The sequence below is a fragment of the Arthrobacter sp. NPDC080031 genome (genome assembly GCF_040702485.1).
In the GTDB taxonomy this organism is placed as follows: Bacteria; Actinomycetota; Actinomycetes; order Actinomycetales; family Micrococcaceae; genus Arthrobacter.
This window is the reverse complement of the sequence record NZ_JBFBLA010000013.1, coordinates 1-14104: the sequence shown is the minus strand read 5'-3', so window position 1 is coordinate 14104 and position 14104 is coordinate 1. Positions and strand designations below refer to the sequence as shown.

Here is a 14104-nt window from a genome sequence, read left to right as displayed (position 1 = left end):
GTTGTGCGAAAAGCCTGTCACCCGCTTCCTCGCCGCTAGCCGGTGAAGAATTTCCCAGCGAATCCAAAACCCAATCACCTTTAAGAGGTCAGCCCGTGCCCCCACGCCAACCTTCCGAGTCTTCCAGAGTCAAAGCCGCGGTCAGCGACGCGTATCCTTCCATGCGCGCGTCCATTCTCGAAGGCAGGATCCCCCCCGGAACTCGGATCAACATCGACGCCGTTTCCCGCAGCCTCGGCGTGTCCCAAACGCCGGTGCGTGAGGCGCTGCAGCGGCTTGAAGGGGACAACCTTGTGGTGTACAGCCCCGGCCGCGGCTATAGTACAACCCCCCTGCTGGATCTGGCCGAGCTGCGCTCCCTTTTTGAGTTCCGGCTTCTGGTAGAGCCCTGGGCCGCGCGCTCGGCGGCGGTGGATCGGCTCGCGAATCCCGCTGGTGCGCTCGGGAACGAGCTCGCGGCGTTCCGCAGCGCAATGGGGGGCACGGGCGACCGGCGCCAGGACCTCGTGGCGCACGACGCTCGCTTTCACGACACGATCCTGGCTGCGTCGGGCAACGATGTGGTCCGCCACGCCTTTGCGCAGACGCACTGCCACCTGCACACGTTCCGGCTTTACCCTGCTGACGTCGACGGCGCCATCACCGTCGCTGAGCACTCAGCCATCCGGGAGGCCATCGAGGCCTGCGAGCCGGAGCAGGCCGAGGCGGCGATGGCCGAACATATCAGGAACTCATTCGGGCGGTTTGCGCAGGCCTTCCCGGGTAATTCAGCGTTGCCGGCACTGGAAGACAGCGGCCCCTCAAGGCGACATATTGTGAAGTGAAACGAAGCCCCGGCTTGGCACCGGGGCTTTTTGCTGGGCTGATCCCTTGATCTCGCCGCTATTTCCTATATGATTATCGAAATTCATATAGGAAACGACGATTCTGTCGTTCACTGAGAGAAGAGATTCATGCCCTCCATCATTTCCATCACCACCCAGGACGTCCGGTTTCCCACGTCCTTGGAGCTCGACGGCTCCGACGCGGTCAACGTTGACCCGGACTACTCGGCGGCTTACGTTGTCATCTGCACGGACGCGGGCGAGGAGGGGCACGGCTTGGTGTTCAGCTGCGGGCGCGGGAACGACATCATTACGTACGCCATCGACGCCTACTCCCGCCTGCTGCTGGGCCGCGATATCGACGAGTTGATTTACGATCTGGGCAACGCGTCCAAGCGCCTTATCCACGATTCGCAGCTCCGCTGGCTTGGCCCGGAAAAAGGCGTCACGCAAATGGCGGCTGGCGCGTTGGTCAGCGCCCTTTGGGACATCCGTGCCCGCCGTGAAAACAAGCCCCTTTGGCTGCTCCTCAGTGAAATGCCCGCCGAGGAAATCGTCGACGCTGTCGACTTCACGCATATCCGTGATGCCCTGAACCCGCAGCAGGCGCTCGACATCCTGCGCACCGGCGAAGAAGGCAAGGCTGCCCGCATTGCTTCACTCATGACCGACGGCTATCCGGCCTACACCACGTCGCCCGGGTGGCTCGGTTACAGCGATGAGAAGCTGGTGAGGCTGAGCAAGGAAGCCGTTGCGGACGGCTTCTCGATGATCAAGCTCAAAGTGGGCGGGGACATCGACGACGACCGCCGCCGCATGGCCATCGCCCGCGAAGCGGTGGGAAATCTTCCTATCGCCATCGACGCCAACCAGCGCTGGGAGGTGTCCGAAGCCATCGACTGGGTTAAGCAGCTGGCCGAATACGATCCGTACTGGATCGAGGAGCCCACCAGCACCGACGACATCCTGGGCCACGCGGACATCCGCCGGGGAGTATCGCCGGTTCGTGTCGCCACCGGCGAGGCCGTGGCCAGCCGAATTGTCTTCAAGCAGCTCATGCAGGCCGGCGCCATCGATGTCCTTCAGCTCGACTCCACCCGCGTGGGTGGCGTGAATGAAAACATTGCGAACCTCCTCCTTGCCGCCCGCTTCGGTGTTCCCGTATGCCCGCATGCCGGCGGTGTGGGGCTGTGTGAACTGGTCCAGCACTTCTCTTTCTTTGACTACGCTGCCATCACCGGCACGCAGGAAGGCCGGATGATCGAATACGTGGATCACCTGCACGAACACTTCGCCGAGCCCGTTCGCATCCTCAACGGCCGGTACGCCGCGCCCCGCCGCCCGGGGACGGGCGCCGAGATGCTGAGTGCATCCCGGACGACATGGGAATTCCCCACCGGGGCTGGTTGGCTTGAGGTGGGCGACCGAGCGGCCGTGACGGGCGCGTCCCTGGTTCCCGCAGGCGGCGTCCGATGAACACCACCATCGAAGACCTCAACGCCAAGGTGGCGGCTGCCCACGGTGCCTTCGAAAAGGGCCGCGCAGCGGATCCGGAGGTCCGTGCTTCGTGGTTGGAGGCTGTTGCAACCGGGCTGGAAAATGCCGGCAGTACCCTCGTGGAGCTGGCGGTCAGGGAAACACATCTCAGCACGCCGCGGCTGGAAGGCGAATTGAAGCGCACCGTCTTCCAGCTGAGGCTCTTCGCCGAAGAAATCCGGCAAGGCGAACACTTCGACGCGACGATCGACCATGCAGACGCCCGCTGGGGCATGGGCCCGCGGCCGGATCTCCGCAGGGTCAATGTCCCACTCGGCGTCGTGGCGGTCTTCGGGGCGTCCAACTTCCCGTTTGCCTTCAGTGTCATGGGTGGCGATAGCGCTTCGGCTTTGGCCGCCGGCTGCGCCGTCGTGCACAAAGCGCATGACGGCCACAGGCAACTCGCAGCGCGCACGGCGGAAACCGTGATGGCCGCACTAGACGGCGCTGGCGCACCCCCCGGCCTGTTCTCGCTAGTGAACGGACGCCCCGCGGCAGAGGCGCTGGTAGACCATCCGCTGATCAAGGCCATCGGGTTCACAGGCTCGACGGCGGGCGGCAGGGCATTGTTCGACCGCGCCGCCGCGCGGCCCGAGCCCATCCCGTTCTTTGGCGAGCTGGGCGGGATAAACGCCGTCTTCGTCACCCGGGGGGCCTGGGAGTCCCGGCGAAGCGAGATCGTCAACGGTTACGTCAGCTCATTCACTATGGGCATGGGGCAGTTCTGCACCAAACCGGGACTGTTGTTCGTCCCCGCTGGAGGCCGGGATGAGGTCCGCAGGCTCTTGAGCGATGCCCTGGCCGGGTTCGCACCTGCCCAGCTCCTGAGTGAGCGGCTGCATCACGGCTTCCGGGAGGCAGTAGAACAGCTTCGGGACACCGACGGTGTTGATGTCCTGGTGGAAGGCGACTTCGCGGCGACGCCGGCGCCCACCCTGCTCCACACCACGCCCGCTGCTGTGCGCCGTGATCCGTCGATCCTTCGTCAGGAAATGTTCGGGCCGGCCAGCGTAGTTGTGGAATACGGCGATGAGTCCGAACTTACGGCCCTCGCACAAATGCTCGAGGGGCAGCTCACCACCACGTTGCAGGCAGAGCCGGATGACGACGTTACCGAGCTCGCGGCGCGGCTGACGGACGTCAGCGGTCGCGTGCTGTGGAACGGCTGGCCGACCGGAGTCACGGTCAGCTACGCCCAGCACCACGGCGGACCATACCCCGCCACGACGTCGGCCACCACCTCCGTTGGAACGGCCGCCATCCGCCGCTTCCTTCGGCCCGTGGCCTATCAGTCGTTCCCCGAAGCGAGACTGCCCGAGCCGCTGCGGGATGACAATCCTTGGAACGTGCCCCAACGAGTGGACGGCGAGTGGCGCGGCAGGGGACGCTTTGTCAACCCACCATCGATTGAAGGTCCGCGATGAACTCCCGCCACACCGCAACCTCGGTCCTACCCGACGACGCTGAAAACGCGCTGCTGATCGGCCGGATCTGGGACTTCGAAACCGCCGGTCCCCGTGTGGTGGCGGTCCACGGAGAGGACATGTTCGACATCCAGCGCCTGGCCGGCACGGTCTCCGAGCTGTTGGAGCGCACAGACCCGGCGGCCGATGTCCGCTCTGCTATTGCCGACAGGTCAGTGATCGAACCACGGTGGAAGACTGCCGACGTCGTCGAGGCGTCCCTCCGGCAGGACACCAGCCGACCCTTCCTGCTGGCTCCGGTCGACCTCCAGGTCATCAAGGCGTGCGGCGTGACTTTCGTGGACAGCATGATCGAACGCGTCATCGAGGAACGCTGCGGCGGAGAGTCCAGCCGGGCCACGGCGATGCGCGAGCTCGTGGGCAAGGCACTCGGCGGCAGCATCACCGGGGTTCGCCCCGGGTCTCTTCAGGCCGCCGAGGCCAAGCGTGTCCTGATCGCCGAAGGTCTATGGTCCCAGTATCTGGAAGTCGGAATCGGGCCGGATCCAGAGGTCTTCACTAAGGCGCCGGTGCTCTCGTCCGTGGGACTAGGCGCCGGCGTGGGGATTCCATCCTTTTCTTCGTGGAACAACCCCGAGCCGGAGCTCGTGCTCATCGTCAATTCGCGGGGAGACGTTAGGGGCGCGACCCTGGGCAACGACGTGAACCTGCGCGACGTCGAGGGCCGCAGTGCGCTCCTCTTGGGCAAGGCAAAGGACAACAATGCCTCCAGCGCGCTGGGACCGTTCATCCGACTGATTGACGAGGGCTTTACCCTCGACACGGTACGGCAGGAAGAGATCCTGCTGCGGGTGGAAGGTACGGACGGCTACGCAATGGAGGGCCGCAATTCCGTGGCCAGAATCAGCAGGCCATTCGAGGAACTAGTGGCGGCCACTTTCGGTCCGCACCACCAGTACCCCGACGGTTTCGCTCTGTTCACGGGCACCTTGTTCGCACCCACCCAGGACAGGGACACGCCGGGGCAGGGATTCACCCACAAGACGGGTGACGTTGTCGCCATCAAGAGCCGCCACCTCGGCACACTCGTCAACCATGTGGCTCCCGCCGAAGAACTGCCGGAATGGACGTTCGGGGTCCGACAGCTGTTCAACTACCTGAGGTCCGAAGAACCTACGGCGCCGGTCCACGGCTAACGGGTCCCACGATCTGCTGACGGGGCGCGGGTCGGGCCGGGCCGGCCTGCGCTCCACAGTCGGCGGGCTGACGGCTCAGCGTCGCCGTCGCGGTGTGGTGGGGGAGTGAATTCGTACATGATTCCACCGAATCCTATTGTTCATCTGTTGGTGGCCGTAGATTTGGCTATCCTTCACGAACGGCCACCGTTGCCCCGGCAATGTGTTGAACATGACAGATGACAGACAAATTTTTAGTAAAGCATTTTCACGACGTGGTTTTTTCGCGGCGGCAGGAGTCGCAAGTGCCGGCGCAGCACTGGCCAGCGCGGCACCTGCCACGGCGGCCACTGGGGGTAAGGTGTCGGCGTTGCCGACGACGGTGGGCGACCCTCTGACAACCCCGATCGTAAACGGCCTGCACCTCCAGTTCGGGGCGGATGCGTCCAGCGAAGTCGTGGTGTCATGGCACACCCTGCAGCCGGTCAGCCATGCCCGGGCGATGCTTGGTGAATTGGACGGAAGCTACAGCAAGAGCCAGGATGCGGTGCAGATCAGCTACACCGACGGCAAGTCCGGTCAAATCGTCTACGCCTATCACGCGAAACTCACCGGTCTGAAATCGTCCCACGACTACGTCTACGCGGCCATCCACGACGGCGCGCAGCCTGAGTTTGGTTCATTCCGAACCGGACCGCGTGGCCGCGAGGCTTTCACGTTCACCAGCTTCGGCGACCAGGGCACACCGACGTTGGGAAAGAAGTACGTCCCGCCGGCGGGAGTCACGATCGCCAATCCGCCCTGGGTCAACGACAATCTCGGCTCGCCTGCTGCGGGGGACATGCCCGCTGGAATCGAACGCGTGCAGCCCTTGTTCCACTTGTTCAACGGCGACCTCTGCTACGCCAATGGCTCCGTGGACCGAGTACGCACCTGGACCGATTTCTGGGACAACAACTCCCGCAGCGCCCGGCACCGGCCATGGATGCCGGCGGCGGGCAACCATGAGAACGAGCTTGGCAACGGGCCAATTGGCTATGCGGCCTACCAGACATACTTTTCGGTACCGCCGCAGCCGGGCCAAACCGATATCACCCGCGGGCTCTGGTACTCCTTCACCGTTGGTTCTGTGCATGTGATCAGCCTGGCCAACGATGACGTCTGCATCCAGGACAGCGGAAGCAGCTACGTCCGCGGATACTCCCAGGGCGCGCAGAAGGCATGGCTTGAGAAGGAACTGATCGCTGCCCGGTCCGACAAGAACATCGACTGGGTTGTAATCTGCATGCACCAGGTCGTCATCAGCACCGCGAGCGCGCTCAACGGCGCCGATCTGGGCGTCCGGCAAGAATGGGTGCCGCTGTTCGATAAATACGGCGTTGACTTGGTCGTCTGTGGCCACGAACACCACTACGAACGATCTCACCCGATCCGCGGCCAGCAGCCCAACGCGACACTGACCCCGATCCCGGCAGACACCAACACCGCGACCATCGACACTACCAAGGGCACCGTGCACATGGTCCTGGGAGGCGGGGGCACCTCAGTGACCTCCAACCAGATGTTCTACAACCCGCCCGCCTGCCGTGTTATCACCAGCGTCGGCCCGCTCAACCCTACGACCAACAGGCGGCCACCGGTTTACACGCAGGAAGACGCACCCTGGTCGGCTAAGCGCGACGCCGCCAACTCGTACGGATTCGCCGCCTTCACCGTCGACCCGGGAACCCAGCCCGGCGGAATGACCAAGCTTCAAGTCACCTACTACAACGTGCTCGGACCACAAGGACAGCTGGCCGCCTTCGAATCCTTCACACTCCAGCGGCCCCGCACCGACAACACCCGCCAAGGCACCGGAAGCGGAAACGACAAAGGCCAATAAGGCTAAACCCGTCCGCGGCTAGACGACGTCGGTCCGCTCCCGCAGCAGATACGTGCAGCGGGAGCGGGCCGGCCAAGGTGACCGGTCCCTTACCCCTTGGTTCCGGTCAGCCTTCCGGGCGGGGCCGACACCCCGGCAAGTCGCGCCGGTTACCCCATCGAGAAAGATTGAAGAAAACATGCGATACCTCGCTCATCAATTGACCTGGAAACCACTCGCGGCCGCCGCCGGCGCCGCGGTCCTGGCTACCTCCACCCTCACCGCCGGCCTGTTCGGCTTCGGAGCCGGCCCGGCCACCGCAAGCGAAAACCACGCGGACACGGCCACACCCATCAAGCACGTGGTGGTGATCTTCGGCGAGAACGTCTCGTTCGACCACTACTTTGCCACCTACCCCAAGGCTGCCAACACGCCAGGTGAAACCCAGCAGGGAACCGGGCTCCCGGCAACGCAGTTCACCGCCGCAAGGAACACACCGACGAACATTGCGACACTGGCTCACGACGGCCTGCTGGCCCCGAACAACCCGAACTCCATCCAGCCGCAGCGACTGACACCGGCACGGGCCGTCACCTGCGACCAGAACCACACCTACACCGCCGAGCAGTTGGCCTACAACGGTGGCCTGATGAACAAGTTCGTTGAGAACACCAGCAAGGACGTGTGTGCAGCGAACCAATATGGCGCGCCGGGCCTGACCATGGACTACTACGACGGGAACACCGTCACGGGCATGTGGAATTACGCCCAGAACTACGCCATGAGCGACTCGTCCTTCAGCACCGGCTTTGGTCCGTCAACCCCGGGCGCGTTGAACCTGGTCTCGGGCCAGACCCACGGTATCCAGGAATTCACTGCCGCGGGTGCACCGGTCGTTCCGACAGCCAGCACCTCCACCGTACGCGTCCCAAACCCGAGCGGCGTCGGAACAGTGATCAACGACCCCGACCCGGTCTACGACGACTGCTCCAACAGCAGCCATAAGACCACCAACAACGTGGCCGGCGCGCAAGGTAAGAACATCGGCGATCTGCTCAACGCCAAGGGAGTTAGTTGGGGATGGTTCCAGGGTGGATTCACCCCGACCGCCCCGGCGTCCGGATCCACGCCGGCTTCCTGCCTGAGCACGCACACCAACGTCACGGGCGCCTCCATCGTCGACTACTCGCCGCACCACGAGCCCTTCCAGTACTTTGCCTCCACCGCCAACCCGCACCACCTGCCGCCGGCTTCGGTCTCGGAAATCGGTCACAACGGCCAGGCCAACCACCAGTACGACGTGACGGCGTTCGACCAGGTCGTCAACTCGAACAACATGCCCGCCGTGTCGTTCCTAAAGGCTCCCCAATACCAGGACGGCCACCCCGGAAGCTCCGACCCGATCGACGAGCAGACCTTCGTCGCCAATCAGGTCAATGCCATCCAGAACTCCCAGAACTGGAACAGCACCGCCGTCATCCTCGCCTACGACGACTCTGACGGATGGTACGACCACGTAGCAGCAGCCGTGAAGAACTCCTCCAACTCTCCCGATGATGCCGCGTTCTGCCTGAACGCGTACAACAAGGGCGTTCCCATGGCCGGCGGCTACGCGGACCGTTGCGGCCCGGGCCCGCGCCAGCCGCTGATCGTGGTTTCTCCGTTCGCGAAGACGAACTTTGTTGACCACACCCAGACGGACCAGACATCCATTCTGCGTTTGATCGAGGACAACTGGAGCACCGGCCAGATCGGCGGTTCCTCGCTCGACGCCAACGCGGGCTCGTTGACGAACATGTTCGACTTCAAACACCCCAACACGGACAAGGTCATCCTGAATCCGACGACCGGTGCCGTCGTCCCCGGGAAGGACACCAACGGCAACGGCAACCATAACGGAAACGGCCAGAACGGTAACGGTAACGGTAGCGGAATCGGCAATCAGATCAACAACCGGTGGAACGGCCTGAACTGATCCTCCATCGAATTCGGAAAGGACCTCGGCGATGCACGCCCCAGAATGCTGGTCGCGTGTACGGATGTCCTGATGCTCCTGGCGGGATGGCACTGGCCTTATGCAGCTTTTCAGACTAACGGGCTCAACGATGGGCCGAACTGCGTACCCTTGCGGGTTCGCAGCAGCTAGGACTTCTTGATTAGGGGAAATACACCATGGGCAAGAAAAGACGTTTGCGTAAGGGCGTGGCCATTCCGGCTGCCGCCGTTGCGCTGGTATTGGCTGGCGGCGGCGCGTATGCGGCCGGTAACACTGACTGGGGGCAGCGCCTGATCGGGCGGCAGGCCAACGGGTCGGTGCTGACCGCGAGTAACCAGTTGGTCACCCCGGCCGGGTCCGGGGTGGAGCAGACCGGTAGGCCGATGGCTTTGGCGGTGAGCCCGGACGGGCACACTTCGGTCAATGAGACCTATGACGGGAAGGGCACCTTCACCGTGACCGACTTGGTGGGGCATAAAGTCCTGCAGCAATACACGCCGCCGGCCGGCACCGGCAGCGGCCAAGCCGGATATGGCGGGCTGCTGTACTCGCCGGACGGCAAGAGCCTGTGGGCCGGGCAGAAATCAAACCTGCTGCGTTTCACGGTTGCCGCGGACGGGACGCTCTCCAGCCCGGTGGTCGTGGCATTGCCAGCCGTGAGCGGTAAGCAGCCGCTGCCAGCCAGCCTGGCCTTCGCCCCGGGCGGGCAACAGATCCTGGTCACCTTGAACGGAACCAACACCATGGCCGTCCTGGACGCGGGTACCGGGGCCTTGGTCCGTCAGGTTGCGGTCGGCAACGCGCCGCGGGACGTCGTGGTAGCCGGGGGGCACGCGTTCGTGGCCAACCAGGGCGGGCGCACCGCAGTGCCCGGGGACAAGACAAACCTCTCCTATGGTACGGACATTGTCACCAACACCGATAACGGTTCTCCGTCTACCGGTACCGTCTCGGAGGTCGACCCGGCCACCGGAACCGTGGTGCGCAGTTACGACGTCGGTCTGGCCCCATCAGCCTTGATGGTCCAGGGCACAGACGTATTCGTCGCGAACTCCAACTCCGACACCGTCTCGGTGCTGGATACCAAGAGCGGTAAAGTCGCCCAGACGATCAACGTCAACCCGTTGCCGGGTGCGCCGACCGGCAGCGAACCGAACTCTTTGACGATGCTGGATCCAACGCATCTGGCCGTGAGCCTGGGAACGGCGAACGCAGTCGCCGTCTACGACTACAGCAACGCCCAGACACCGGCCGGTTTTCAGGGCCTGATCCCCACCGGCTGGTACCCCGGCACTGTGGTGCTCGACAAGGCCCTGGGCCAGATCGTCGTGGCAGCGCAGAAGGGTGTCGGTTCCCTCGGCGCCCAGGCCACCAACAGCCAGGGCGCGGGCACCGCGACCGTCACCGGGCACAGCGTATATTCGGACATCGGGCTCGTCAGCACCGTCCCGGTCCCCAAAACCAGCGACATGCCCGACTACACCAAGCAGGTCTGGTCGAACAACCAATGGACCGCCTGGCAGGACCAGCAAAAGGCCAAGGGCGATCAGGGCAAAGCGAAGCCGGTGGCGATCCCGCAGCGTGCCGGTGACCCCTCCACCATCAAGCACGTGTTCATGATCGTGAAGGAAAACCGCACGTACGACCAAGTCCTGGGCGACGACACCCGCGGCAACGGCGCACCCTCCCTAGCCCAGTTCGGCGGGGCGACCACCCCGAATTTCCATGCCTTGGCCCAACAAGGACCGTTGCTGGACAACACCTACTCATCGGGCACTATGTCCGCCGACGGCCACCAGTGGCTGACCCAGGCCAACGTCGATGAGTATCTGAACCAGTCGATCAGCAACTACGCCCGGAGCTACCCCTACAACGGTGGGGACGCGATGGCCTACGGCTCCACCGGGTTCCTCTGGGACAACGCGGCCGCGCACGGCGTCAGTGCCAAGGACTGGGGCGAGTACACGAACAAGTGGACCAGCGCCGCCGGTGCCAACGACCCCAACAGCTGGACCCAGTGGTACCAGAACACCATGGCCCAGGAAGCCGGCAAACCAGCGATCATCCCGCAGGACGCGTTCCACGCCTCCACCGACGTGCCCTCGCTCACGAAGATCCTGCAGCCGCAGTTCCCGGGCTTCCAGCTTCAGGTCCCGGACCAGTACCGGGCCGACCTGTTCCTCAAGGACTTGAAAAGCGCTGAACAAGACAACAACCTGCCGCAGCTGAACATCATGACCATCATGAACGATCACACCGCGGGCACCTCGCCCGGCTCGCCCACACCCTCGGCCATGGTCGCCGACAACGACCTTGCCGTGGGGCGGATTATCGACGGCATTTCGCACAGCAAGTTCGGTCAGGACTCCGCCGTGTTCGTCGTCGAAGATGACAGCCAGAACGGTGTCGATCATGTCGATGGGCACCGCGCCCCGGTCCTGATCTGGTCCCCGTACGCCCGCCGTAACGCGGTCGTCAGCGATTTTTACACGCAGCTCAACGTGGTGCGCACCATCGAGCAGATCCTCGCCCTGCCGCCCATGACGCAGATGGACCTCGCCGCCGAGCCCATGTACTCGGCCTTCACCAACAAAGCAGACACCACCCCCTACGCTGCTAAGCCGAACCAGATCCCGCTCGACACCATGAACGGGGCACCGAACACCCTCACCGGCGCAGCCGCTGCATGGGCCACCTGGTCAACCCAACAGGACTGGTCAGGACCCGACCGCGTCGATCCGGGCCGACTCAACCGAGTCGACTGGTACGCCGCACACAACTGGACCACCCCCTACCCCGGAGACGCACGCATCCTCTTCCCCAACGAAGTGCCTGACGGACCCGGCGATGGCGACAACGCCCCCACCGGCACCGGGAAATAACGACATCCACCACAGCGGTCGTTGCAACACCCGGAATTTTGGGAGTTGCAACGACCGTGTCTCGTTTATCGTGTCTCGTTTATGCTGGGATTCGCCAGGTCGAGGTCGCTATGGCAGGGTCAGAAAAGCCAGGCTGACAAGCTCGGAGAGTTGACGCCAGGGGTGAGGGCCCAATTTTCCTAAGCCGGATCAGTCAAGAACCCGGCGCCGGATGCATCCGTGTTTTCCGTCGTTTGTGCGCGCTCCCAGGCGGTCGCCGCTTCGGCGCCGAAACTGCCTAGCAGTGTGAGGGAATCGGCCGACGGCGAGCCTGGCTTTGCGGAAAATACGCGCAGCACCTGATCCGGGTCGTCCGGGAGCGTCAGGTTTTCAACGTTCAGTTCCAAGTCGCCGACGACGGGATGGTGCAACCGCAGACTGCCCGCAGACCTCCTGGACACCCGGTGTCCGGCCCACCACAGGCGGAAGTTCTCGCTCTGAACTGCGAGTTCACCAACGAGCTGGTTGGCCTGGGCGTCGTCCGGATGCCGGCCAATGTCCACTCGGAGGGCTCCGACAGCTTCGGCCGCTACGGAATTCCAGTCCCGGAAGAGTTCTTTCGCGCGTGGATCGAGCATCATCCAGCGAGTCAGGTTCCGCTCGGCAGCCGGCATGGATGCGAAATCGGCAAGCAGGAGAAAAGCCAGGTGATTGCCGGCCAAAACATCCGTTCGGCGCCCCAATACCAGTGCGGGCACGCTTCCCACGGCGTCCAACAGCTGCTTCAGGGCGGGCCGAACGCTCTGGGCCGCTAGGGGTGGACGCTGGGACTTCGCACAGTTCTCAAGCAGGTCCATCATGTGCGCCTGTTCGCTGGGATCCAGACGCAGAGCCCGCGCTACCGAGTCCAGTACTGCCCGGGACGGGTGGATGTTGCGGCCCTGCTCGAGGCGCGTGTAGTAGTCCGTGCTCACGTCCGCCAGCCGGGCTATCTCCTCGCGGCGCAGCCCGGGAACGCGCCGGACACCCGAAGTACCCGGCAGGCCGCCGTCCTCGGGCTTCAGCCGTGACCTCATGGCCTTCAGGAATTTTCCAAACTCTGCGCTCTGACCCATAAGTCCCATTGTCCACGGCCCGATCACAGCTTTCTACAAGGAAGGTAGGACTGTCATTCCTAGGAAAGGAAGGGAGCGGCATACCGGCTGACACGACATCCCAAGATAGGTAGCCTATTTTGCAAAGCCCGGGCGCACAATTCGCACCGAATTTCGTGCGGGCGCTCCTAGGCACAACCCCACTGACGGAAGAATCGATAGTGTCGCAGACGCAAGAAACCACCACACCCACCGTGACCCTCAACAACGGCGTCGAAATTCCGCAAATCGGCTTCGGCGTATTCCAGGTTGCGCCGGAAGAGACCCAGCGAATCGTCGAGGAAGCGCTTGAGGCCGGCTACCGCCACATCGACACGGCAGCCGCTTATCGCAACGAGGCCGGCGTCGGAGCAGCCATCGCTGCCTCAGGCATTCCCCGGGATGAAATCTTCATCACCACCAAGCTGCGCAACGGCGAGCAGGGCAACGCCTATGAGGCCTTCGAGAACAGCAGGAAAGCGCTTGGTGTCGAGTTCGTGGATCTGTACCTGATTCACTGGCCGGTGCCCTCACAGGGGCTCTTTGTCGAAGCCTGGAAAGCGATGGAGAAGCTCTACGCCAACGGCGTGATGCGTGCCATCGGTGTGTCCAACTTCCTCGGCGAGCATCTGGACGCGCTACTGAAGGACGCTAGTGTGGTCCCGGCCGTGAACCAGTTCGAAATCCACCCGACGTTCCAGCAGAAGGAGTTGACGGCCAAGTGCCGTGCCTTGGGCATTGCGGTGGAGGCGTACAGCCCGCTGGGGCAGGGGGCCGATTTGAATACAGCCGCGGTGAAAACGATTGCCGCCAAATACGGCGCCACACCGGCCCAGATCGTGTTGGCATGGCACGTCGCTTCAGGGATTATTGCCATTCCCAAGTCCTCGACGACTAGCCGCATGCGGGAAAACGCCGACGCTGCGGGCATCACCCTGACTCCCGCGGACCTTGCCGCCATCACACAGCTCGAGAGCGGTGCCCGAATCGGCTCCGACCCCGCCACGGCGTCCCACAGCCAGCTCTAGGTAATCCGGCAATGGGCTGAGGCCGATTGCGCGCGGGACTCGACCGCTCCCGCGGTCGAGCCCCGCGCTGCCTCCCGGCCGATGCTGCCTCTATCCTGCAATCGGCGCAGGCCCGCCCCTCCTATTTTTTCAGGGACTGGGCTATCTGGGCCATGATGGTGGGGTCGGAGGGGGTGGTGGCGTCGCCGGGTTCGCGGCCTTCGGCGACGTCTTTGAGGAGGCGGCGCATGATTTTCCCGGATCGGGTTTTGGGTAGTTCGGGGACG

At 63.8% G+C, this 14104-nt stretch carries 8 protein-coding genes and 1 pseudogene; 8 read left to right on the top strand and 1 reads right to left on the bottom strand.

The genetic code is table 11. The features are described 5' to 3' along the window. Positions 1–95: 95 nt before the first annotated feature. From AB0323_RS12520 to AB0323_RS12490, 7 genes and pseudogenes are all read left to right on the top strand, one after another. Positions 96–824: a GntR family transcriptional regulator gene (locus tag AB0323_RS12520; RefSeq protein ID WP_366177607.1), complete on the top strand. Its 729-nt coding sequence runs from the start codon at positions 96–98 to the stop codon at positions 822–824. Positions 825–953: 129 nt separating this feature from the next. Then, positions 954–2300: an enolase C-terminal domain-like protein gene (locus AB0323_RS12515; protein ID WP_366177717.1), complete on the top strand. Its 1347-nt coding sequence runs from the start codon at positions 954–956 to the stop codon at positions 2298–2300. Then, positions 2297–3784, top strand: a pseudogene (locus AB0323_RS12510) (aldehyde dehydrogenase (NADP(+))); the annotation flags it as partial. The gene AB0323_RS12515 and the pseudogene AB0323_RS12510, both read left to right, overlap by 4 nt. Next, positions 3781–4980: a fumarylacetoacetate hydrolase family protein gene (locus AB0323_RS12505; protein ID WP_366177606.1), complete on the top strand. Its 1200-nt coding sequence runs from the start codon at positions 3781–3783 to the stop codon at positions 4978–4980. The pseudogene AB0323_RS12510 and the gene AB0323_RS12505, both read left to right, overlap by 4 nt. A gap of 349 nt (positions 4981–5329) precedes the next feature. Next, positions 5330–6841 (top strand): metallophosphoesterase family protein, encoded by a 1512-nt coding sequence (locus AB0323_RS12500; protein ID WP_366177605.1) that lies wholly within the window; start codon positions 5330–5332, stop codon positions 6839–6841. Between the two features lie 199 nt (positions 6842–7040). Beyond that, positions 7041–8795 carry an alkaline phosphatase family protein gene (locus AB0323_RS12495; RefSeq protein WP_366177604.1) on the top strand — a complete coding sequence of 585 codons (1755 nt, stop codon included), beginning with the start codon at positions 7041–7043 and terminating at the stop codon, positions 8793–8795. A gap of 197 nt (positions 8796–8992) precedes the next feature. Continuing rightward, positions 8993–11698, top strand: coding sequence for an alkaline phosphatase family protein (locus AB0323_RS12490; RefSeq protein ID WP_366177603.1), 2706 nt, complete (start codon positions 8993–8995; stop codon positions 11696–11698). A 179-nt stretch (positions 11699–11877) separates the two neighbouring features. On the opposite strand, the gene AB0323_RS12485 is transcribed toward AB0323_RS12490, so the two are convergent. After that, positions 11878–12792 carry a helix-turn-helix transcriptional regulator gene (locus AB0323_RS12485; protein ID WP_364535808.1) on the bottom strand — a complete coding sequence of 305 codons (915 nt, stop codon included), beginning with the start codon at positions 12790–12792 and terminating at the stop codon, positions 11878–11880. Positions 12793–12992: 200 nt separating this feature from the next. On the opposite strand from AB0323_RS12485, the gene AB0323_RS12480 reads away from it, so the two are divergent. Continuing rightward, positions 12993–13838, top strand: coding sequence for an aldo/keto reductase (locus tag AB0323_RS12480; RefSeq protein ID WP_366177602.1), 846 nt, complete (start codon positions 12993–12995; stop codon positions 13836–13838). Positions 13839–14104 lie beyond the last annotated feature (266 nt).